At 42.5% G+C, this 24121-nt stretch carries 19 protein-coding genes; 11 read left to right on the top strand and 8 right to left on the bottom strand.

Annotated elements, in window-relative coordinates; translation table 11 throughout:
* Positions 1-91 precede the first annotated feature (91 nt).
* Positions 92-604: an SCP2 sterol-binding domain-containing protein gene (locus tag MSG37_RS12260; protein ID WP_248470949.1), complete on the top strand. Its 513-nt coding sequence runs from the start codon at positions 92-94 to the stop codon at positions 602-604.
* An 83-nt stretch (positions 605-687) separates the two neighbouring features.
* On the opposite strand, the gene MSG37_RS12255 is transcribed toward MSG37_RS12260, so the two are convergent.
* Positions 688-2388 carry a pseudouridine synthase gene (locus tag MSG37_RS12255; protein ID WP_248470948.1) on the bottom strand — a complete coding sequence of 567 codons (1701 nt, stop codon included), beginning with the start codon at positions 2386-2388 and terminating at the stop codon, positions 688-690.
* A gap of 368 nt (positions 2389-2756) precedes the next feature.
* Between MSG37_RS12255 and MSG37_RS12250 the strand changes: the two genes are divergently transcribed.
* A complete protein-coding gene (locus MSG37_RS12250) occupies positions 2757-3359 on the top strand; it encodes a DUF1287 domain-containing protein (RefSeq protein ID WP_248470947.1) in 603 nt (200 codons plus the stop codon).
* Positions 3360-3388: 29 nt separating this feature from the next.
* Complete coding sequence (locus MSG37_RS12245) at positions 3389-3790, top strand: hypothetical protein (protein ID WP_248470946.1); 402 nt, start codon at positions 3389-3391, stop codon at positions 3788-3790.
* Positions 3791-3880: 90 nt separating this feature from the next.
* Here the strand turns inward: MSG37_RS12245 and MSG37_RS12240 are convergent, their stop codons facing one another.
* Positions 3881-4138, bottom strand: coding sequence for a YfhL family 4Fe-4S dicluster ferredoxin (locus MSG37_RS12240; protein ID WP_248470945.1), 258 nt, complete (start codon positions 4136-4138; stop codon positions 3881-3883).
* A gap of 88 nt (positions 4139-4226) precedes the next feature.
* Positions 4227-5603, bottom strand: coding sequence for a tRNA 5-hydroxyuridine modification protein YegQ (gene yegQ, locus MSG37_RS12235; protein ID WP_248470944.1), 1377 nt, complete (start codon positions 5601-5603; stop codon positions 4227-4229).
* A 284-nt stretch (positions 5604-5887) separates the two neighbouring features.
* Here yegQ and MSG37_RS12230 point away from each other — a divergent pair, with 284 nt between their 5' ends.
* Together MSG37_RS12230 and MSG37_RS12225 are read left to right on the top strand one after the other, a co-directional pair.
* The gene (locus MSG37_RS12230; RefSeq protein WP_248470943.1) at positions 5888-6730 is read left to right on the top strand and encodes an HDOD domain-containing protein; all 843 of its coding nucleotides are present in this window, start codon (positions 5888-5890) and stop codon (positions 6728-6730) included.
* 120 nt (positions 6731-6850) lie between these two features.
* Positions 6851-8326, top strand: coding sequence for a bifunctional diguanylate cyclase/phosphodiesterase (locus tag MSG37_RS12225; protein WP_248470942.1), 1476 nt, complete (start codon positions 6851-6853; stop codon positions 8324-8326).
* A 204-nt stretch (positions 8327-8530) separates the two neighbouring features.
* Here the strand turns inward: MSG37_RS12225 and MSG37_RS12220 are convergent, their stop codons facing one another.
* The gene (locus MSG37_RS12220; protein WP_248470941.1) at positions 8531-9007 is read right to left on the bottom strand and encodes a thioesterase family protein; all 477 of its coding nucleotides are present in this window, start codon (positions 9005-9007) and stop codon (positions 8531-8533) included.
* A 415-nt stretch (positions 9008-9422) separates the two neighbouring features.
* On the opposite strand from MSG37_RS12220, the gene MSG37_RS12215 reads away from it, so the two are divergent.
* The 3 genes from MSG37_RS12215 to MSG37_RS12205 all read left to right on the top strand — a co-directional run bounded on the left by MSG37_RS12215 (position 9423) and on the right by MSG37_RS12205 (position 14450).
* A complete protein-coding gene (locus MSG37_RS12215) occupies positions 9423-12482 on the top strand; it encodes an EAL domain-containing protein (protein ID WP_248470940.1) in 3060 nt (1019 codons plus the stop codon).
* Between the two features lie 98 nt (positions 12483-12580).
* Positions 12581-13918, top strand: coding sequence for a DEAD/DEAH box helicase (locus MSG37_RS12210; RefSeq protein ID WP_248470939.1), 1338 nt, complete (start codon positions 12581-12583; stop codon positions 13916-13918).
* A 223-nt stretch (positions 13919-14141) separates the two neighbouring features.
* Positions 14142-14450, top strand: a complete 309-nt coding sequence (locus MSG37_RS12205) for a hypothetical protein (RefSeq protein ID WP_248470938.1) — start codon at positions 14142-14144, stop codon at positions 14448-14450.
* A 245-nt stretch (positions 14451-14695) separates the two neighbouring features.
* On the opposite strand, the gene MSG37_RS12200 is transcribed toward MSG37_RS12205, so the two are convergent.
* The gene (locus MSG37_RS12200) at positions 14696-15589 is read right to left on the bottom strand and encodes a mechanosensitive ion channel domain-containing protein (protein ID WP_248470937.1); all 894 of its coding nucleotides are present in this window, start codon (positions 15587-15589) and stop codon (positions 14696-14698) included.
* Entirely contained in the window at positions 15590-17947 is a 2358-nt protein-coding gene (locus MSG37_RS12195) for an AAA family ATPase (RefSeq protein ID WP_248470936.1), read from the bottom strand.
* Between the two features lie 188 nt (positions 17948-18135).
* On the opposite strand from MSG37_RS12195, the gene MSG37_RS12190 reads away from it, so the two are divergent.
* From MSG37_RS12190 to MSG37_RS12180, 3 genes are all read left to right on the top strand, one after another.
* A complete protein-coding gene (locus MSG37_RS12190) occupies positions 18136-19344 on the top strand; it encodes a CobW family GTP-binding protein (protein ID WP_248470935.1) in 1209 nt (402 codons plus the stop codon).
* 57 nt (positions 19345-19401) lie between these two features.
* Positions 19402-20775, top strand: a complete 1374-nt coding sequence (locus MSG37_RS12185; RefSeq protein WP_248470934.1) for an MATE family efflux transporter — start codon at positions 19402-19404, stop codon at positions 20773-20775.
* 169 nt (positions 20776-20944) lie between these two features.
* Complete coding sequence (locus MSG37_RS12180; RefSeq protein WP_248470933.1) at positions 20945-22075, top strand: energy transducer TonB; 1131 nt, start codon at positions 20945-20947, stop codon at positions 22073-22075.
* Positions 22076-22169: 94 nt separating this feature from the next.
* On the opposite strand, the gene MSG37_RS12175 is transcribed toward MSG37_RS12180, so the two are convergent.
* Together MSG37_RS12175 and MSG37_RS12170 are read right to left on the bottom strand one after the other, a co-directional pair.
* Positions 22170-22739, bottom strand: coding sequence for an LUD domain-containing protein (locus MSG37_RS12175; protein ID WP_248470932.1), 570 nt, complete (start codon positions 22737-22739; stop codon positions 22170-22172).
* A gap of 4 nt (positions 22740-22743) precedes the next feature.
* Positions 22744-24117, bottom strand: coding sequence for a lactate utilization protein B (locus MSG37_RS12170; RefSeq protein WP_248470931.1), 1374 nt, complete (start codon positions 24115-24117; stop codon positions 22744-22746).
* Positions 24118-24121: the final 4 nt, after the last annotated feature.

Genomic DNA, 24121 nt, shown 5'->3' with positions numbered 1-24121 from the left:
ATGAAGATCATATTTTTGATGTAAAACAGGTTTGTGATCATAAAAGCTAGGTAAAATTCCTTTCTTTGCCACATTTTGGATACATTTTTACATGCAAGGTTTTTTTCCTAACAAGTTAGCTCAACAAATACTCGAAATTGGGCCAAAAGCCATTGCTCGCCCTCTCGCTATTGTTCCATTTGCGTTAAAGGCTGATTTGCTAAAACGTATTCTTTCATTGCTGCTGTCAGAGCAGGCGGCAGATGATGAACTGGAATTTTTAGAAGGCCGCTGGGTGGCAATTAATATTGAAGACTTAGGCCTAACATTTGAAGTCACCTTCGATACGAGATGGCAAGTAAGACCGATAGAACAAGCGCAAGTAACCTTTACTGCTCAGTCTAAAGACTTGCTATTAATTGCTGCAGCGAAAGAAGATCCTGATAGTTTATTTTTCCAACGTAAGCTTTGCATTGAGGGAGATACTGAACTGGGGCTTGAAGTGAAAAACTTACTTTTAGGTGTTGAGTTTGATGCTATGCCAGCCGCGCTGAAAATGACGGTGGAAAAACTAGCCTCAGCACTGCAAACCTTGCAAGCTAAAGCTGAGCCAAGATTTGCTTAAAAGCTGATATAAAGATGCACGACATTAATTGTGGTGCATCTTATTTTAACTCTTCTGATTTTTGCGCCGACTCTAGAGCTGAGTTAAGCCTGTTGGCTAAAATCCACATCAAGCTCAAAAGTGAGACGCTCATTAGTTACCGGGTGATTTAGTGCTAAACGCTGAGCATGCAAATGCAAGCGGTTAGATTTCTTGCCATAAAGATCATCACCAATAATAGGTAAATGCAATCCATCTTGATGGGCACAATGCACCCTAAGTTGATGAGTTCTACCTGTATGCGGATAAAGATATAACACAGTTGTATTATCTGTACGTTGTTTCACTTGCCACAGAGTATGCGCATGTTTTCCATGTTCATAACAGACAAGTTGTCTTGGTCTATCATCAATATCGCCGCGAAGCGGTAATCGGATCTCACCGCTTTCACCTTCAACTACGCCAGCAACCTGCGCGACATAACGTTTTTCAACGGTGCGGGCAATAAACTGCTTGGCCAATGATTTATTAGCATCGCGAGTCAGTGCGATAACCATTAAGCCTGAAGTCGACATATCCAGTCTGTGAACGATAAGTGGGCCGGTTGCCTGTGGAAATTGAGCCTTCATGCGGGCATAAACAGAATCAGTGACATTTTTACCTGGAACTGACAGAAACTCCGCTGGTTTATTTACGATTGCCATTACGTCATCTTGATAAACGATTTCAAGAGACTTACCTTCAGCTGGATTATTTAGCAATGGATTTTCATCCATCTCTATGCCTTTAAGCATATGGCTTAAAATTGGTTGGCACTTTCCTTGGCAGGAGCCGTAAAAGTTTTTATGCTGCTTGATCTCAGACTTTGGTGACGCGCCCCACCAAAATTCAGCCATAGCGAGCGGGGTAAACCCTTGGCTAAACGCAAATTGCAGTAATTTAGGCGCCGCACATTCGCCAGCTCCAGCTGGTGGTTGTTGGGTTGGGCTATCTTTAAAGATCTCATTAAGATCTTTAAGCTCGCCAGCTTGGTTTAAAAATTGATACTGAGCAAAAATCTGTTTTTGCAAACTATTTGAATGTTGTGCTCGCTCGGCTTTAATCGCTGCAATTTCAGCACGCAATGTATCAAGCTCATTTGCTACAGCGTCACATTGTTGCTGCCATTCAAGCTTAATGCTATTTAGACGAAATTTTTCAGCAACACTTTCCTTGCCAAGCGTAACAGTGAGTTCTGCAACCTCGGTAGCACTGAGTTCTTGCTGAGCGTGTGCTCGACGTTGCTTACGTGTTTTGCGATTTTCAATGATCTCTGCGCGCATCGCTTCAAGTGCTGCATTTTCTTTTTCGCGCAGCGCTGCGTGCTCAGCTGTTAAGCTATCAATGTTAGGGTTAGACTCTGCAATTTGCAGCTTGGCGGTTAATTGATTAAGGACTTGCATACCCGCATGAAAAAAGCTTTCTTGAGCAAGCATATCGAATACTGGCGGCACAAAGCCATTAAGTAGATTTTGCTCTGCAAGTTTGCCAGAAAATGCAGACAAATAGCCTAACTCGCCATGTTGATTACGTACCAGTAGTACACCAAACATCTTGCCAATTGTAGCTGTTGTATCTTCCCCGTTACCTAAACCAAAGTTATGTTGCCAGTCAGTTTGAGTCGCTAAGTACTCTTGCAGCTCTGATGCGGCCAATAAACACAGCGGGTGCGGCTCATAGTAAAAAGGAAAGGTGAAACGCTCAGGTAACTGATAACTATCAATAGCTGATTTAAAAGCGGTAAAACAGTGTTGAGCTGAGTACATGGGCACCTGACATCTTTATTGGGCTGGGTAGATAATTGCTAAGTCAAAATAAGTTTAACTAGCAGCTTGCAGTGGGCCGAGATTTTACTCTCTCAAGCGGGGGAAGTCATCTGCCTAGCTGTGATTTTACCAGATCGGTAATCCGCATAAACCTGGAGGTGTTCGTGTATTAACGTCTTTATCAATGGGGGAGAGTTAACGCTGACTTAACCAAGACAGAGCCAGCTTAACTGACTTAACTAAGATGGATTTCGAATAAGTGTGTGCTTGTTAATTAAAGCGATAAATCGCTAAACTGCAGCTGAAGATTATATGATTTACCCACCTATTTTGTGTCCAGAATAGGTAGTTTATTTTAAGGACTTATCATGGAACGAATAGGTTTAATCTTGTTATTTCAAGGATTGCTACTTAACTCTGCTCAGGCTGATGTTGCAACATTTAATACTGACTTGGTACAAGCGGCAATGGACAGAACTGAACACCAAGTTAGATATGATGGTCGCTATTTTAAGCTCGATTATCCTAACGGGGATGTGCCGGCCAATATTGGGGTTTGTACGGATGTGGTTATTCGAAGCTATCGCCAGCTAGGAATAGATCTGCAAGTGTTAGTGCATGAGGATATGGATAGTGCTTTTGCTCAATATCCCTCTAAAAGAATTTGGGGTTTAAGTCGCCCTGACAAGAATATTGATCATCGCAGAGTACCCAACCTGCAAACATTCTTTACTCGTCATGGGCAGAAACTAGCGGTGAGTAATGATGGCGCAGATTATCAAGCGGGTGACATCGTGACCTGGATGTTACCGGGTAACTTACCTCATATAGGAATACTGGTAGAGCAAACATCTTCTGATCAAAAGCGGCCGCTAGTTGTGCATAACATAGGTGCAGGGCCGCAGCTTGAAGACATCTTGTTTGAATATCCAATAACCGGTCATTATCGCTATCAGCCTAATTTAGATTGAGTGGTTAACTTGAGAACAAATTTAGGCTTATGCTGAGTTTATTATTGTTGTTTTTATATGCTGTCATTGTCAGTTTAGGTGCGGTGGCTGGTACGTGTACTCAAGGCGATGACAGTCGTTTTTTCCTGTCATTGGTGTATGGCTTACCAGTTTTCTTTATGGCGTTTCTCAGCATCTACCTGAGTCACACTCGCGTATTGATTAGCTGGATTATCGCAGTTAAGACACTGGTATTAGTTATTGTAATTAGCTACTTTTGGGGGCCTTTGTTTCTGGCTACATCGATAAAAGGTGTTCACCTTTGCGGTGTAGAGTTTACGCCCGATAATAGTCGCAATTTATACGCAAGGTTAATTCCAGTTGTACACTTGCTGTTAGGGATAATATTAATGCTGTTATCGATAAACAAGCTTACTGGCAATAAAAGATGAGATTGCTGAAGTGGTGTTGATGTTTAGTGCAATAAAAAATGGAGCTATTTAGGCTCCATTTTATGGTTAATAATTCAGGTTTAGACCAGCTTACTCAACAGGTTTACCCGTGAGAATACGATACTTAATCATTAGCTCATCGTTAGATTCTTGGTGTTCAGGATCAACAGCAATACAGTCGATAGGGCAGACTGATATACAGGTCGGTTTGGCATAATGGCCAACACACTCAGTGCACAAAATAGGATCGATCTCATAGATCTCTTCACCCATAGTAATGGCCTGATTTGGACACTCAGGTTCACACATGTCGCAGTTGATACAGCTGTCGTCGATTAATAATGCCATCGTCTTTGTCTTTAATCTCGGGAATAAACGCCTGTCGAATATAGGCTCGATATACGAGCCTATATAAGTTTAGTATAACAAGTCGATACTATGCTGGAGTATCTGTTGCTTGGTGCGGATTACGGGTATCTTGGCCTTGTGGCAAGTTGCGCAGTAATACCGCTTTTTCAAGCTCAACACCTGCTGGTACGTCTAAAAATACAAAGTGACCTGAACCTAGACCAGCCTCAACGCTTTCGCCTTTACGGTTAATTAGCGTATCAACTTTAATGGTTAAGTTACCTTGTGGTGTCATCACTTCAACGCTGTCACCCAATAGGAACTTGTTTTTTACGTCTACTTCAGCAAGGCCTGCTTCGTTACGCTTGCCTGTGAATTCACCAACAAACTGCTGGGTATCGCTGATTGAGTAGCCGTAATCGTAGTTTTGGTATTCATCATGTACGTGGCGACGTAAGAAACCTTCGGTGTAACCGCGGTGTGCAAGACCTTCTAGGTTATGCATCAATGTGCGGTCAAAGTCTTTACCAGCAGCGGCATCTTCAATTGCTTGACGATAAAGCTGAGCAGTACGCGCTACATAGTAGAACGACTTAGTGCGGCCTTCGATTTTTAATGAATCGACACCCATTTTAGTTAAGCGCTCAACGTGCTGGATTGCACGTAAGTCTTTTGAGTTCATGATATACGTACCATGCTCGTCTTCAAATGCAGGCATGTATTCGCCTGGGCGTCCCGCTTCTTGTAGCAATACGATTTGGTCAGATGGCTGACCTGCACCTAATGTTGGTGTTTCAATCTGCACTGCAGGGTTTACTGGCACTACGTCACCAGATTCTGTTTGCTGGGCTTCATGTACATCGTATTTCCAACGACAGGCATTGGTACAAGTACCTTGGTTAGGATCGCGTTTGTTGATATAGCCTGATAGCAGACAACGGCCAGAGTAAGCCATACATAGCGCGCCATGTACAAATACTTCTAATTCAATATCTGGGCAGCGTTGACGAATTTCTTCGATTTCATCAAGTGATAGCTCACGAGACAAAATCACACGCTTAATACCTTGAGATTCCCAAAACTTGACCGATGCCCAGTTAATAGCATTGGCTTGTACTGATAGGTGAACCACTTGATCTGGAAACGCTTCACGTACCATCATGATAAGACCTGGGTCTGACATGATGAGTGCGTCAGGCTGCATAGCAACCACAGGCTCCATATCTTTGATGTAGGTTTTTAACTTAGCGTTGTGCGGTGCAATGTTGCTTACCACATACAGCTTCTTATTAAGGCTGTGAGCCTCTTTAATACCAGCGGCTAAGTTTTCCATTTTGAAGTCGTTATTACGTACGCGAAGACTATATCTTGGCTGGCCGGCATAAACAGCATCAGCGCCATAGGCAAAGGCGTAACGCATATTTTTTAATGTACCAGCAGGGGACAATAGCTCAGGTTTAAACATAATAGCTTCTCTGTTAACGGATAAGGATTCGACAATTAGTGACACACTGTAAAATGCGCTTGCTCATGCAAGAAAGTCAGCCGCATATGATAAGTGGCTTTGGGTCGACCGGAGTCGTTTATTATAAAATATTGTGATCGCCTTATCATTTTTTAAGTGTTTTTTAGCCTTTGTTAGCACTTGTTTAAGTATTGACCCATTAATGTTATTTTGCACACATTGCAAATTGAGCAACTGCTCTAGATGATTTGCAGCAATTTAATAGGTAATAAAAGGGAGTAAAGATGTCCACAGAGCATCAAGTATTGGTTGGATTGTTGAAGAAGTTAAAATCAGATGCCTTGGTTTTACCGACACTACCGGAAGTCGCAATGCGCGTTCAGGAAGTTGTGAGTGATAAAGATGCAAGCCTAAAGGATGTCGCCAATATTATCGGTCAAGATGCGGCCATTTCAGCCCGAGTTATTCGAATTGCCAATAGTGCTTTATATAGCCGCGGGATCCCAGCTGATAACGTAAATGCTGCTATCAACCGTATTGGCTTAGTACAAATAAAATCAATTGTTACCTCCATTGCTATGGAGCAGCTTTTTATCTCAACTAATCAAATGGTTTGGGAAGTGATGGATGAGGTGTGGAGTGCATCAATTGATGTGACTGCTGCAGCTTGTGCCATCTTACAGTTATATAAGAAACAGCATCCAAGCTCTAGGTTGGATTTTGACACCATGACGCTAGCAGGACTTGTACATAACATTGGTGCGCTGCCTGTGCTTACCGAAGCTGAAGCACAGCCTGATTTATTTGCTGATATTGATTTTTTACGCGCCTTAGTTAAAAAGCTACAAGGGCCCTTGGGTCGAGCGGTATTAAAAAGCTGGCAGTTTTCGCCTGATGTGATGGAGGTGGTTGAGCGTTGGGCCGATCTTACCTATACATCGGAAGAGGTGAGTTATTTGGACTTTATTCGTGCAGCCGCATTTTACACTGGCAAGTTACGCGCTGGCGGTGATTTCGACCAGCGCATGCAAGGGTTTATTCTTCGTGGATTACCTGTCACCAATGAGCAATTAGCCAGTGAGGAGTTTATTGAAGCTTATCAATCGATTAAAGAAAGCTATCAATAGACTATTTGCTCGACAAAGTGCTGATGTAGGTTATATTACAGTCTGTACTGGCAGAGCTGGATTGGGTCTCTATAGTTTACATTAGCGCCATTGGCGAGTTTATTAAGGATAAGACATTCATTGGATAGTTTCTGGATCATATCGGTAATTTGTTTATTACTTATCATATTGTTAGTAATCGTTTTACTGCGCCAGAAAAAGCTGTCTGATGAACTCAATAAACTCTGTCGCCAGCTGACAAAAGATAAAGCTAATCCTAGCCTTAACAATGCCAATTTATCGGCAAAGTTTAGTTTTGTAACTAAGCAGGTCGGTGAACTCGCTACAAAAGGTCGTCAAGTTGAGCAAGATAAGCTCACAGAGCTTGATAACCGCTTAAGCATGAAGCGTAAAATGGCGGCGTTAATGCCGCTAGATAAAGGCAGCTTAGTGTTGCTTGATATCTATCGATTTCGCTATGTTAATGATCTATTTGGCTTTAACTTTGGCGATGAGTTACTAAAGCAGATGGCGCTTAGAGTTAAAGGCTTGTCTCCAGATGGCTCGTTAATTGCCAGAATGAATGAAGATGAGTTTCTTATCTATTTCGAAAGTCCCATGTCAGAGCCGCAGCTCCAGCAGTTAATCGATAAATTACAACTTCCTTATGATATTTTCGGCAGCATAATTACCACTCGGGTTCAGGTTGGGCATTTAGCCTTAGAGCCTTTTCATAGCGATATTAGCACCATGTTACGTCGGCTTGATTTGGCGCTTAAGAAAGCTAAAACCCATGATGTTGCACTATCAGAATATTTACTCGGCGATGATGTGGTGCAGCTTAGAGAAGTCTCAATCATCAATAGCTTAGCCAAAGCGCTGCGTGATGGTGAGTTGTATATGGTGTATCAGCCTAAGCAGAGCTTGCCGAAAGGTAATTGTCAACAGGTTGAAGCATTAATGCGTTGGCAGCATCCACAATTAGGCTCGATTTCACCTGCGGAGTTTATTCCTCTGGCCGAATACTCTGGCATGATCGATATTGTTAGCCAGTGGGTGCTTGATGAAGTGTTTGTTCAGCAGGCGCTTTGGCAAGAAATGGGCATAAAATTGCAAGTGGCAGTCAATCTCTCGACTCAAGATCTGCGTAACACTTCGCTGATTACGGGTATAAAAGCCCGTTTAGATAAATATCAGCTTGATGCCGAAGTGCTGTCAATTGAGATCACCGAAAGTAAATTGATGCAAGATTTAGACGGTGCGGTCGCGACCATTAAAGATTTACGTAGTTTAGGCGTTGATGTTGCTATTGATGATTTTGGTACTGGGCACTCTTCGTTAGCCTATTTAAAATATCTGCCTGTTGACGAAGTTAAAATTGATAAAGCGTTTTTAGACGGTCTCGCAACTGACACCAGAGCGCGCCATATTATGGAAACCAGTATTCGATTAGCCAAGGGGCTTGGCTTTAACGTGACTGTTGAAGGGGTTGAGACCGATGACGTATTACAGCTGCTTAGGGGAATGGGAGTCGACAAAATCCAAGGTGATATCTTCTCTAAACCGATAAAAGCAAAAGAGTTAGAGACTCGCTGGGCTAAACTAAGTTCAAGTTAACTATTTGAATAGTTGTTAATTTAAGGTAACTCAATTCTTTCTTATCGCTCATGCTACATGCTCGTATGCACGGCTTATCACTTGCTGTCAGGCGTCCTTTATCGTTCAACACCGTGCTTAAATAAGCCTGTTAGGGGGAGCAATACTACAGCCACCGATTTTAAATGATGGCTGTAACTATAATAAAAAAAGCTGTTAACTGCTCTAAAAAATCACAGGCTCAGAAAACGCTTCACCTAAACGGGCAATTAGTTGCTGCGGCATAGGGCTTAATTGGCGTTTTTTATTCATGCACACCATCTCTATTTGCGCAGTTACTGCAGGCTTTTTGCCATTTGGTCGCCAAATCTCTTGTAGCCAAACGGTGCGATATTTACTTTCAAAATAAAAGCGTGTTCGTACATCAATAATGTCCGCAAACTCCACACCGTCGTGGCACAACATATCGGTGCGGTAAACTGCAAAACCTAAATCGTGCTCATCCCATAAGCTTGCCAGGCTGTTAGCGCCAATAACATGTTCGCGAGCTCGTTCGAAATACTTTAAGAAGTTAGGGTGATAAACCACACCTGAAAAATCAGTATCTTCATAATAAATTTGTACAGGGAAATGGTAATTTTTACTGTACTGGAGCGGTTTGGCATCGTTTACTTTACTGTTGATAGGCATGGTTTGTGACATGGTAATTTTATTTGTTCTATATCGGCCAGAGTAATTTGAAGCCAGTTTAACCTAATCAGGCTCAGAAAGAGATCTGCCCAGCGAGTTTAAAGCGAACTAATTGACCTGATTAGTTTGTTGTTTGTGGCGGGCAAATTTTGTTGCAATTTTTAAGCGCTAACGCTTTGAGTTTTTATTGTTTATTCCCTATCTTTAGAGATGACTTAAGTATATGTGTTAGTCGCAATCGTTTTGCGTTATTAGATGTGGTTAACTGAAGACTTCGAGCGACCAAGGATTTAGTTTCGAGAGATTAAGGTTTTAGTATAAAGGCAAGTGTCTTCGCCTTTTATCCATGGGCTGCAGCGGATGTTGCCTGTCATATTTTAGTGAGTTGTTATTTTTAAAGTAATTTTTCAAGGATGATTAGCGTCTTATGGAACAAGGTTTATTACTTTCTTTTATTCAAAATTCAGCGTTATTACTGGCAATCGTGCTGGTATATGACGCATTTCCTCGTAGCTATAAACGCAAAAAAGAAGCGATATCCCGAGTTGGTATTGGATTACTGGTATCGGCAATCACTATCGCTGTGATGCTTATGCCGTGGGAATACAGTGAAGGGGTCTTTTTTGACTCCAGAACTGTGATCCTCAGTATATGTGGTATGTTTTTTGGCGGTATTGCAACTTTAGTCGCTGTGGTTGTGAGCGCGGTATATCGTTTGGCTGAAGGAGGAGCGACAGTCGTCCCCGGCATTGGCGCTATCGTGACATCTGGGCTACTGGGGTATTTATGGGGCAAGTATCGTAAAGGCTCACTTAGTAATGTGGGTTTTAGTGAGTTATTTTCTTTTGGTTTAATCTGTAACAGTATCATTTTGCTTTGGGGAGTAAGCCTGCCTGCTGAGTTGGCGATTAAACTGTTAAAGCAAGTCACTATTCCTTTTTTGGTGATTTTCCCTATCACTACAGCTTTACTTGGCATGTTACTCTCTCGACGTATTGAGATAAAGCGAGATCAGAAAATCAAGCTGCAAGATCACCTGTTATTTAAGTCGCATTTTCAGTCTGGCAACATGGGGATTGCCATTACCAATAAAGACCATCAGTGGATTAAAGTGAATCCCAACTTGTGTGAGATGCTCAACTATAGCGAGTCTGAATTAACTAATTTGTCTTGGCCAAAGCTAATGCATACTCAAGATTACTTTATTTATAAACACCACTTTAGCCAAATGTTAGAAGGTGAAATAAATGAGTTTGAACTGGATGTTCGCTTAAAATCCAAAGATGAGACCATTGTTTATACCCACATGACAGTTGCTTGCCAGCGAGCACAAAGTAAGGTTGAACTGGTGATCACTGGTTTACTCAATCGAACTTATCAAAAACAGGCAGAGCTTGAAAAAAATGCGAGCCAAGAGCAATTAGGGCTGGTTCTAGCAAGCAATGAACTGGGTTTTTGGGATTGGGATATTACCAAGGACTCTATTGAGCGAAACGAGCATAGCGCCGCAATATTAGGTTGTGATCTAGAGAGCTTAAACCGCTCGCCTAAGTTATGGATAAATGCCATCCATGCAGATGATAGAGTGGCGGTACTTAAATCGATAGATGCACATCTTAATGGTGAAACAGAACAGCATAAGGTGGAGTACCGTATTTATAACCAGCAGGGAGAGCTTCTATGGCTTTTGGACTCTGGTAAGGTGATGAGCCGTGATGACAATGGTAACCCGCTGCGTATGTGTGGGGTTTATACCGATATTACAGAGCAAAAGCGAGTTGAAGAATCATTAACCTTAGCTGCATCTGTTTACAACAACAGTAGTGAAGCCATGAGTGTTCAAGACGAGCAAGGTTTTATCATAAATATTAATGCCGCGTTTACTAATATTACGGGTTATAGCGAAGCTGAAGTAAAACAGAAAAACATAAAAATGCTGCAATGTAATCGCAATAGTCGCAATGCATATCGGCAGATGAATAATGCGGTAGACGAGTTAGGGCGGTGGCAAGGAGAGGTGTGGCTAAGGCGCAAAAATGGTGAAGAGTTTGTGGTTTGGCTAACGCTTAATGCTTTGGTTGATGATAATGGCAACTCAAAGCGCCGAGTGGCACTGTTTAGTGATATTACCGATAAAAAGCAGGCTGAACAGGTAATTTGGAAGCAAGCCAATTACGATCCATTAACTGGGTTGCCCAATCGGCGTATGCTGCTTGATTATCTGGCGACAGAGATCATCAAGGCTGACAACCGAGAACAGCACTTTGCGTTGATGTTTCTCGACCTAGATTATTTTAAAGAGGTGAATGACACATTAGGCCATGATATGGGGGATCGACTATTATCTGAAGCTGCTAAACGGCTAAAGGCGTGTATTCGTGAAACCGATGTCGTTGCTCGGTTAGGCGGTGATGAATTTACTGTGGTGCTATCGGGGATCACAGATATTAAAGGTGTCGATAAAGTCGCTAAACATATTTTAGCCCGTATTGCAGAGCCATTTAATCTTGGAGAAGAAACCGCATATATTAGCGCCAGCATCGGTATTACCTTGTATCCCGATGATGCAGTAGCCATTGAGGGTATGCTTAAACATGCCGATCAAGCTATGTACGCCGCCAAAGGTGAAGGTCGCAATAGATTCCATTATTTTACTCCATCAATGCAGCGCGATGCGAAACATCGTATGCGGCTTATTCAGGATTTACGTCATGCAATTGCTGAGCAAGAGTTTGAGCTGTATTACCAACCCATTGTTGGTTTGCAACAAAATAACTGTTTGAAAGCAGAAGCTCTGATCCGTTGGCGCCATCCTAAACGTGGGTTAGTCTCGCCCATTGAGTTCATCTCTGTTGCTGAAGAAACCGGTTTGATTATCGAGATTGGTAATTGGGTGTTTCAGCAGGCCGCTAGGCAAAGTGCACTGTGGCGAGATCGCTTTGGTGTGGAAGTACAGATAAGTATTAATAAATCACCAGTGCAGTTTCGCGATGAGGGAGACTGTTTTGATGCTTGGGTGGCGTTACTGAAAAACCTGAATTTAACCAATAATAATATCTGTATAGAGATCACCGAAGGTTTACTGCTCGATGGTAATGAGGCTATTTCAGCAACCCTAGAGCGTTACCGTGAATCAGGCATACAGGTATCATTAGATGACTTTGGTACGGGTTATTCATCGCTGGCGTACCTAAAGCGATTTGAAATTGATTTTTTAAAAATCGATCAGTCCTTTACTCGCAATCTAGACAGCAAAAGTAATGATTTTACCTTATGCGAAGCGATTATTGTGATGGCTCATAAACTCGGTATGAAAGTAATAGCAGAAGGGGTTGAAACGGAATACCAACGTAAGGTATTAGCCGATGCTGGCTGTGATTATGGTCAGGGTTATCTGTTTTCGCGGCCCTTACCTAGTGAGGAGTTTGAGAAGCGCTTTATTGAGGTTAGGCTAGCGAATACCGAAGCAGAAAAAACAGATGCTTGATCTCGGCTATTATCTATCGCGGTATTTTGCTAGACTCCGCGCTCACTTTTATTGCCAGTACTCCAATTAGCGAGTAGTTAACCCATATTGAGCCGACCATGAACTTTGATGCATTTGATTTACATTCCAAAATTTTAGATGCAGTTTCTGCGCGCGGTTACCAGCAACTGACGCAAGTGCAGTCGCAAGTACTGCCGGTTGCAATGGCAGGCAAAGACATTATGGCTTGTGCACAAACGGGTACTGGTAAAACGGCTGCGTTTGCATTACCACTGCTTAATCGTTTAATTCAAGAGTATGGTTTTTTTGGCGAAAGTGAATCTGAGCTGACTCACCAATCAAGTGTCAAGGTGTTAGTGCTCACCCCAACTCGTGAGTTAGCGATTCAGGTTGCAGATAATATCACTGCATATGCGCAGTTCTTGCCGCTAAAAACTGTTGCGGTATACGGTGGTTCAAACATGAACCCGCAGCGCAAAGCTGTGCAAGCTGGGGTTGATATCTTAGTTGCTACACCGGGGCGCCTGTTCGACTTAATTGGCCAGTTCGGTCTAGATCTATCTAATGTGACTCACCTAGTGGTTGATGAAGCTGATCGCATGTTGGATTTAGGCTTTGTTCGCGATATTGAAAAAGTGAAGAAGCTGGTGGCTGCAAGCCATCAAACACTATTTTTCTCAGCAACTTATAGTGATGCAGTTAAAACGCTAGCGGAGAAAATGCTGGTTGCACCTGAATGGATAAATGTCGCAACAGCAGCCACTGCAAGCTTAATTACCCAAGAGGTTTATCTAGTCGATACTCGTCGTAAGGCTGAGTTATTGTCTGAGCTTATTGGCCGTAATAACTGGCAACAAGTATTGGTATTTGTAAGCACGCGCGAAAGTGCCGAGCATTTGCACGCTGAGCTAAAATTAGACGGCGTTAAAAATGCGGTATTCCACGGTGAGAAAACGCAAGGCGCACGTAATCGTGCATTGGAAGAATTTAAGTCAGGCAAGCTGCGAGTGATGGTTGCAACAGACGTTGCTGCTCGCGGTCTTGATATTGAAGCATTGCCGTTGGTCATTAACCTTGAGCTACCATTTGCTGCTGAAGATTATGTACACCGTGTAGGTCGCACAGGCCGTGCAGGATTAGAAGGTCATGCTATTTCGTTTGTATCACCGCAAGATCGCGAGATGATGCAAGAAATCGAAGTGTTAATTGAGCAAACGTTGCCACGGATTACTATGGCAGGTTATGAAGAGGGCGCGCCGTTACCTGCGCGTTACCGTGACGTGGTGGCCAAGCCTGTAAAAGAGAAAAGCCACAATAAGCGTAAGTACCAAGATAAAAACCGCGGCGCTAAAAATGCTGTGGGTAAAAGTAACTTTCGTGGTCCAACATCAGGCAAAAGCAGTTACGGTCGTTCAAAAGATAAAGCCAAAAAATAGCGTTATTTGAACTTGTAAATAATATTAAAAAGCGAGCCCATCCATGTGATGGGCTCGCTTTTTTTATGATGAATGTTGTATTGTTCATCATCAATTTATAGGGTTGAGTTACAAGTCGTAAACTTATACTTATTGGTATAAACCTAACGTTAGGGTTTTATGAACGCAGGTCAGGGAGACTTGGTGGGCCAAATCTTTGTGGGATTATCTTGGGGTATAGAGAGTGAATAAATTACTGATATTTACTGCGGCTATCATGTTAATTAGCCTAGTGGGTTGTGGTGAGGATATAAAGCAGTCTAAAGTGACAAAATATACCGAGAGCCTTTGTCATCAAGCTTGGTTTGAGCAAGTCGAGCAGCAAGTCGTTAGCGGTGATGGTCAAGGGCATGGTCCTGATTTAGGCTCTATGGAATGGCGCTCAGTGGTTGAGTTTAAATTAGGTATTCGAGGTCAAGCTGGATTACCTGCCAAAGATTCAGCACTATGGTGTGATTACATCGATAGTCATTATATCAATCCCACTAAATAAAGCGGGGTTCATGTCCTCACTTTAATGAGTGTCTAAACTATCTTAGTTATTTTAGTCATCTTAGTTTGACGTAAAAGAAAAGCTTGATGGCCTGCGCCAGCAAGCTTTTTAAATTTTTAGCACTAAGCACTAAAAACTTAGTAATAGCCCTAGCTAATACCTAATTAGGACTTAGGTTGGATTTAAATACAATCGAGTTTAAATCCAACTCAGTCGCCACTTAGATGATGGCGATGCTGGCCGAATTATCGTGAAAGCTTAGTGCTTTGCATAATACTTGGCGGACAAATACTTTGCTTTTTAAACTCTTGCATCACCCTAAGGGTGATATCAGTTTCAAATAATTTTTCAAATTTGATATCCAAAACATAAGCTTTAAGAGTCAGTTTAATTGCAAAATAGCTGTCGCTAATATCTTGCTTTACCAGAACCACAATTGGCTTAGGCAAGTGGATATAACGGCTTGAGGCAGCGGCTTCGCGAATAATGTCGCTTGCCAAGGTCAAGTCTTGATCAAGCGCCACATAAAACGGGATCACCACCTGCATATCCAATGCGCCATAGTTACCACTAATAACCACATCACTTAAAAACTTGTTGTTTGGAATCGTGATAATGTCATCGGTTAAGGTTTGCATACGGACGGAGCGCAAACCAATGGTAATAATATCGCCGTAATGGCCTTCAAATGTCACCCTGTCGCCCACTTGAAATGGCCTGTCTATCATTACGGTTAAACCTGCGATAAACGAGGCTGCCAGATCTTTCAGCGCAAAGCCTACCGACACCGCCAAGGTACCACCAATTAGGGTTAATACTCTGTCATCGACTCTAAAGCTCAGCATAAACACTGAGATCCCCGCCGTCATATAAACAAAGAATTGGAAAAATGATTGGAGTTTTTGCGCCAACATTCTGCGCTGAGCAAACTGGCTGCCAATAGAGTCGACAATGTTTTGGGTGAACTTGAGCATTAGCCAAGCGATAAACACCACAATAACCGACATGAACACACCGCTCCAGCGAATAAGATTCGCTATTTCGGTTAAGCTTTCTAAATTCGGCTCAGCAGCAACGACAGGTAAGCTAGTGAGTAGGCCTAGCGCTATAAATAAGTGACGTAATATATTTTTATTCATTTATTTCACCAATAAATGTTGGTTGTGCAGGGTATTGGTAATGTATCTAAACCAGTGATCTGAGATCCGCGCTTTATCATCCAGCATTTCAACAAAGCCACGGTTTTGAAAATAACGTAAAGTGTTAATCACTTCTGAAAAACCTAATTGAGTGCAGGCTGATAACTCTTCTGCAGATGCCACTTCAAGTTGGACAATGGCTCTCAGCACTGCAAGCATAGGTTTTGGCATGGTTTCGAGCTCTTTCGCATCAGGTGCGCTAAAGATCCGTACAAATACTTTGCCGTTGGTTTTATCTTGGTGCAGTGACATTCTAAAAAAGCGTAGCGCAACCGTAGGGTTACCGTCTGAATAGTCCCACAGGATACGATAGAAACCTTGCTCAGCTCTTTGCTGCTCGCTCAAGTCTTGCTCGTCCCACTGCCTTGGCAGCTTAAGGCCGGCAAAGCTTAGGGCATGATCGCCTTTGCTATCGATACGACTATTGAGTAACACGGCAACTTGTTTTTCATTCCAGCGCGGCATAGCGATAACTTTATCAAACAGTAAACGCTCGCCGCGGGCTCTATCGATAAAGCGCCATGCAGATTGCTCCATACCGAGCACTACACCGTGTGAGTTACGTCCTCTGCGTAGCAGCTTGGTAATTTTCATTAGGTCGGTTAAGCCGTTTACTTTCGGGCTAACAAGACGCTGACAGTTATCGATACACAGAATATATCGCTGCTCTGATTGCCTTAAAAATTGAATAAGTTCAGCTTCGCTGGCTTGTTCACTCAAACCTAAAGCGAGGTTTAGCTGCTCAATAAGCTGGCTATATCCGCCGTAAGGGCAGTTAATATAAATGGCATACTCTGACTTTGAGCGATGAATAAGACGCTTAAATAAGGTTGTTAAGCCTAGGCCGCGCTCGCTGTAAACCAAGGTTAATGCGGGCACTGGTGCAAGCACATAACGAGCGAGTTCGTTTAGCTCTTCTTCGGCGTAATCTTCTACCAGTGGGCTGTCTTCTTGGCCAGGTTTTACGTATAAAAATGCTTCATCACCTTTTACGCGCACCATATTGGTGTTTTCTTTGTCAGCCACGCTTTGTTTAGCCACTTCAATTCTGAAGAAGTAAGCAATCGCATGTTTGAACATTTGATAACGTAGCAGGTTATTAAATATTTTCTGAAAGGCACGTTGATTCAATAAGCTAAACACACCTAACGCGGTGGCAAAAGGTGCCAGTAAGCGATTATCTTGATTCTTGATGGCCCATTTTATGTAGCTTGGATGCTCATCAGTTTGGCTGAGTAAGGTAAAGACAATTTTGCGCCAGTCATTTAGGCTCTTAATGATAAGGAGCGCAAAAGCTATCAGCATGAATGTTCTGATCCACGCATAGATAGTGCCTTGATAAACACTCATTTGGGTGACTTTTAAAATGATCCCTGAGGTCATAATCAGCCAAACCCACTGCTTAACAGTTTTTACCCTTAGACTCACTATTTCAGATACATCGTTATGACGGCTGTGATGAGCGGTAAACTCATTAACTAAGCTAATAGTAATTGTGGCTGAAAAGACCCAGTTAACCACAACGGTTAAATAGATAATATTGCCAAGCCCGGGTAAACCAGATAGCAGGTTTAGTAGTACTGAAATGGCAAGAAACCAAGCAATAGAGATATGTACTTTATTAAGATAGCGCCAAAAAACACCTACTAGAGGCTCACTTTTAAGTCGCGCCATTTTTATTTTAGCTAGGCGAGAAACAATGAATTTGGGGCCAACATTAAGCCACCATTTCAATAGCAGATAGATAATGGTGACTTTAAAAATCAGCACTAATAGTGGAAAAGGTGAGACTTTTAAGTCGGCAAAAAACTCACTCAAATTACGGTATTGAGAAATTAACTGGAAGTTAATAATCGTTTTGGCAATTTGCGCTTCTAGCAATAACTGCCTTACGCCATCAGGCCCGAAACCGGTGAACTTTTCATTTACTTGTGGCTCAACATAAAGCAGTAGCTCGGCTTTATTCTGGCTTAGACTGTCGAGTGATTGCTTAGTGGTTTTTACTTGCGACCAAATAGAGTCTGATGGCTCTGTTTTAAATGTTTTTAATTGATTCTTTAGGCGTAAGGTGTGCGCTTGCTGCTCGGTAAAAACATTGAGCATTAAGTTTGCTGCATTGCTTTTATCTCTTGCTGTTGCAAGGTGATGCTCTGGCAAAGTACTGACGCTGGTTTTAATTTGCTGACTTTGCTCTGAAAGAATAGGCGCATCAAATGCCGACCAGCTTTGCGCATAGCAAGCGGGCGCTATCAGCATGGCGATATACCCTATCGTGCCAATCATAAATCTTGTAAACATAGGTTGAGTGTCTCTTCGGTGGCAAATCTTTGATTACCTTCGATAAGCATAGCAAAGGCTTCAGATCGCGACTGAATATCAATTGGTTAAAAATGTTTGTTTAAATTGGTATTGGTAGGGAGGGGGTCGTGACTTCTATGACTATTAGCGATTAGAATCTTGGGGCAATCCAAAAACGAGTTGACCAAATGATTCAAAAACCTATTACCACGAATATCATTACGGGCTTTTTAGGCGTAGGAAAGACCTCTTTGATCAAAAGTTTATTACAAAATAAACCTGCAGGGGAAGTCTGGGCGGTACTGGTCAACGAGTTTGGTGAAATTGGTCTCGATAGTGAATTGATTGGGTGTGATCAAGATCAAGTTCAGATAAAGCAAGTCGCAGGTGGCTGCATGTGCTGTGCCGCGGGGTTACCAATGCAAGTTGCCATTAATCAGCTTATTGCTAAGGCAAAACCCGACCGCTTGTTAATCGAGCCAACGGGACTCGGACATCCACAAGAGGTGCTAAGAGTGCTTACCCAGCCCCATTATCAGCAGGTGTTAGCAATGAAAGCTTGTATCACACTGGTTGATGCAAGAAAGCTAAGTGATAATCGATATACCCAGCACGAAATTTTTAATCAACAATTGCAAGTTGCTGATGCCGTGCTAGCGAGTAAAGCTGATTGCTATGAGTCTGACTTATTAGCGCAATTAACTGAATACGTTAATCACTTCAAAGATAATGCCGAGAGCGCTCATTCTGAGAAAGCTAGTTCTGAGAATGCTAATCCCGAGATAGCTAATCCCGAGATAGCAAGTGACAGGCAAGGTAAGTCACAAAAAGTGCCTGTGCAGCCTTGGAGTATAAATACAGCCAGCGAGTTACATGCCTCTTTGGTGAGTCTTTTGGAAATGCCTCATGCAGGCGTTAATAATGGCGCAAGAATAAGTGCTATCAAACCCGCAATGACTCAAAAACAAGAGTCTGTGCAACTGGTAAAGCCTAGGCTTATTGAGCCTAACAACATTCCACTATTTTTAGACTCAGGCCACTCATCGCCAGATCAACAAGAAGTGCTGCAAGCAGTGCCTTTTGATGAGCGGGGAATTATGAGTCGGCAAAAGCAAGCTGATGGCTTTTATAGTTGCGGCTGGGTGTTTGACCCAAGTTATGAATTTGATTTCGATAAGCTGCTAATGTTTGTAAAAAATCAGCAGCTAATGCGTTTGAAAGCGGTAATGATCACCGAAGAGGGGATCGCAGGTTTTAATTGTGTGGAGTCAGAGTTATCAGTTGTTGAGCTCGATGATGCCATGGACTCACGTATTGAGTTGATCTCTACTAATGAAATAGATGCCAAACAGGTTGAAGCTGCATTATTAGAGCTGAGTTCTCGTTTGAATTGCTAGCTCAGTGATGAGTATGTATTACAAGTAAACCGATTAAGAGTAGAAGTTGAGATATCCATGAGCGAAATAGTGTTAACACAAGCTGAAGCCGGCCGAAAAGCCAGTGAGTCACCTATGGTGACCGAGCCAATTAACAAACTATTTTGGCGTTATAGTATTCCAACTATTTTGTCTATGTTGGTTACTGGCATATACGTCACCATTGACGGCATGTTCATTGGTCACTACCTAGGTGAAGTCGGCTTAGCGGGGATGATTTTAGCCTATCCCATTGCCGCTATTCTTTATGCCATTGGTGCAACGCTAGGCATGGGGGGAGCTGCTTTAGTATCAATACATCAAGGCCAAGGTGAGCCGCATATTGCACGCAAAATATTAGGTAATACCTTTAGTTTATGCCTGGTTTTTGGTGTTATCACTACGGTGATTGGCTGCTACTTTTCTCGTGATATTTTGTTGTTGCTTGGTGCTGAGGGAGAAATACTCAACAGTGCTGATGATTATCTATTTTGGTATTTTGCCTTAGGTACATTTCCAATTGTATCTATGGCGTTTACGGCGCTTTTACGTAACGACGGCCGCCCAGGTTTTGTCACCTTTGTACTGATCTTAGGCGGCGTGCTTAATACTATTCTCGACTGGCTACTTATTGTGGTTTTTCCTTACGGCTTAATGGGCGCTGCAATCGCTACTATGATTTCTCAAGCGGTAACAGGGGCGCTTTGTTTACAGCACTTTTTCTCAAGCCGAACCGAACTAGGTATTAACCTTGAGCAGATGAAGCTTAAGTTGGACCACTGCATTAATATTATTCGTGTCGGTATACCAAGCTTTTTAATGAATATGTACCTAACGGTAGTGCTGACACTGCACAACGTGGCATTTTTAAAAGTAGGTACCCCCTTACATGTGGCCGCCTATAGTGTGGTGAGCTATACCGAAGCTTTTTTCTATTTATTGTTTGAAGGCATTGCATTTGGTGTGCAGCCAATTTTAAGTTTTAATGCGGGGGCTAAACGTTTCGATAGGGTGAAGCAAACGCTTAAACTGGCCTTTTCAGTGACCTTAATTTGCGCAACATTGGGGCTGGTATTTATCTATTCAGTACCGCAGCTATTTGTGTATATTTTTGCTGGAGATAATACTCTACTGACTCCAATTGCCACTGAAGGTATGCGTTGGTATTTTTGGGGATTACCTATGGAGGGCATGCTGCTAATTGGCGCATCTTTCTTCCAAGCAATTAATTACTCAAAAGAAGCATCTATTTTAACTGGTGCAAAACTTATTTTATTCAGTGCCATTTTGTATGTGTTTGCTTGGGCTTTTGGTGTAACAGGAGTATGGATTTCACTCGCTACCTGTAGCACCATTTTAGTGGTGTGGATGGCATGGGTTATGAAACGGACTAATAGCAAGCTGATGGCTTAGGTAGAAAACGACACACGCCATTAATTAAACATAGGCGCTTAGTGACTGTAATAACCGCTGTTGATTTTCATTGTCCCTCATGCGAAAGTTGCATGAGTAAAATTTAAACTATTGATAGTGGAGCAAGCATATCCAATAGCAGTAGTGCTTGATGAAATAAGGACTTTTCATGTTTAAGACTTCAATAAAATCTAATCTATTAAAAGCAGCTATATTAACGAGCGCGCTTACAGTAACAACAGCCACTTATGCGACTGAGTTTAACGACGCTTATTCAGCCTATCAAGCTGCAGTAACAGACAAGAATAAAGCCGATATAGAGCGTTATGCTTTGCAATCTTATGAGCTAGGTAAGGCTAAGTTTGGCGCTGATAGCATTAATACCGGTAATTTAGCGTTAAATGCTGCGAATGCATTAATTGCGAATATGCCTAAAAATACCTTTGATAAAGAGGTAAAACAGAAAGTAAAACTTCTACAACCGCAGGCATTTGAGCTTTACCAAGAGACATTAAAAATTTACCGTGAGCGTTATGGTGACGATGGCATTGAGCTTATTGATCCACTTTTGGGATTAAGTGACGCAAGCAGTAAAAAATATGCTCGTGAATATCTAGATGATGCACTTGATATCGCCGAAGATTCTGAAAATGCAATGGTAATAGCTGATACTAAGATGGCTTATTTTGAGCGTTTAGTTAACTCGAGTTTTTACACTCGTAAAGTTCGCAATTATGCATTTGATGCCCATGAAATTTACAGTGAATTACTGCCAGAAGATGCGATGAAGCGAGTACTCAATAGTTTTAGAGTAGCGAATGTACGTTTTGCCGAAAAAGATTATGATGAATCCGAAGCGCTATTTTTAGGTGTCATTACGCAATTTCAAAAGCTTGATTATAACCACCCCTACGAGCTGGCAGCTCATGCCAAGTTAGTACAGATTTATGAGCTTGATGGTGAAAGTGAAAAGTCTACTCAGCATTGTATCGCGATTGGTAGTATGAAGCCTTGGAAAGAGGATATTGAGCCAACCCCACTGTTCCGTAAAAATCCAGACTACCCAATATCTTACCTTAAAGCGGGTAAATCTGGGAGTACAACAATGAGTTTTACCATAGACAAAATGGGCTTTGTTAAAGACCCTGTGGTTACCGACACACAAGGTGGCACTAAGTTTAAGAAAGAATCACTATTGGCATTAAAGCAGTGGCGTTATGCACCTAAGTTTGTTGATGGCAAAGCGGTTGAAGCCAAAGACGTGACAGTTCAGTTAGATTACTATGTCGAGAAAAGATAAAGCTGAGCTAGTCAGAGTGTATTGTTTTGTGTAGATAGATTGAAAAGCCCTAATTAAAATTAGGGCTTTTTTGTTTTTTAATTATGGCTTTTAACTAAATCAAATACACGTTAAGGCTACAGGCACCATGGGCACCTACAACGAGTGCTTGCTCAATATCAGCCGTTTTAGATGGTCCTGCGATAAAAGTACCGAACTCACCTGAATCCAACGTTATACGGCTCGCTGCTTGATGCATATTGGCCACAATATTGTTCGCTGCAACAACCAAAAATAGATTCTCACAGATAAATGGCGTCACACGGTGGCCAAGGTTTTTATTGTTGACCCAAATTGCGCCGTTCTCGGCAACCGCTAGATCCCCAGGGATCACCGCATAATCAATATCTTTTAGCTGGTGGCCGGTATCGGTAACTTGGCGATTAGCACTAATACCGTCAACCATAGAGATAATTTGCATGCCGTTAGCAATATGCTCATCAACTTGTGCTTGCAGTTTAGCTAAGCCGCCATCACGGTGCAAAGTGCCTGCAACTGTATTTAAGCTTGTTTCAAACTGACCAACTAAATCATCAATACGTGGACTGATGTTAATAACTGGCATAGCTTGCGGGGCAATAGCCGCGCTTTTTAGCGCGTTAAGAATATCGTGTTTACTAGACATAGTATTAACCTCTGTTTTTCTTAAACCAAGCTTCAAAGCTTGAGTTTGGTGCTATTGGTAATTCGCGGTACTTGCCCCATGCGCCAGAAAAAGGCTTCAATAAACTGCCTGGCAATATTTTTAGCGCTGTTCGAGCCATGCTCATCGAGCAATTTAGTGCTGTTTCGCTGGCCATAAATTTGCCAACTAACGGCATATAGCTAGCTTTACCGTATGGTAATTTACCCGCTTCGGCTTTTAGTCGGCGGTGATGATGTATGATTTTATCTAGCGGCACTTTAGTTGGGCATACATAAGAGCAGCTACCACATAAAGTACAGGCCCACGGAATTGAGTTAGTGTCGTCACTCTTCGCACCAACCGCAATGCCAATCGGGCCGGGAATGGTGTAGTTATAACTGTAACCACCAGAGCGGCGGTAAACCGGACAAGTATTTAGGCAGCCGCCGCAGCGAATGCACTTTAGCGATTCTGCTAATATTTTGTCTTTGAGCATATCGGTACGGCCGTTATCGACAATAATCACATGCATCTCGCCGCCATCTTGTGGGCCGCGATAAAAAGAACTGTAAGTGGTGACAGGCTGGCCAGTGGCATTTCTAGCAAGTGTGCGCAGCAGTACTGCAGCGCTATCAATATTTGGCACTATCTTGTCTATGCCCATCGAATGCAGTTGCAGCTTAGGTAGGTTAGCACCCATGTCAGCGTTACCTTCATTGGTGCACACGACCACCGCGCCTTTATCGGCAATCGCCATGTTTACACCCGTCATGGCTGCATCGGCCGACAAGAATTGCTCACGCAGATGCGCTCGCGCTGCGCGGGTAAGATAAAGAGGGTCTGAAGCGCCAGCATCAGTGCCTAATTTGTCGTGAAATAATTCGCCGACTTCCTCTTTTTTTAAATGAATTGCCGGTACCACAATATGTGATGGTGGCTGGCCAGATAGCTGAATAATGCGTTCACCTAAATCGGTATCGATTACTTCAATGCCACGTTGTTCCAAATAGGGATTCATATGGCACTCTTCGGTGAGCATGGATTTAGATTTCACTAGCTTTTTGACATCATGTTTAGCAAGAATGTCGTGCACAATACGGTTGTGCTCGGCGCCGTCTTTGGCCCAGTGAACTTGAATATTGTTCTGTATGCAGTTTTGCTCAAATTCTTCAAGGTATTGCGCTAAATGGGTTAGTGTATGTAGCTTCATCTCTGAACCTATTTGGCGCAGTTGTTCCCATTCAGGTAAGCTACCCGCAGCGCGGTCACGCTTTTCTCTGAGCACCCAAAGTGCTTTAGAGTGCCAATCAACTCGGGCTTCATCTTGGCAAAATATCTCAGCTTTTTGAGCATGTATCGCAGGTGTTGAAGTAGACATATTA

This window comes from Shewanella sp. 1CM18E (assembly GCF_023161665.1).
Taxonomy (GTDB): domain Bacteria; phylum Pseudomonadota; class Gammaproteobacteria; order Enterobacterales; family Shewanellaceae; genus Shewanella.
The sequence above is the reverse complement of the archived record's forward strand: the minus strand, read 5'-3'. Positions and strand labels throughout refer to the sequence as shown.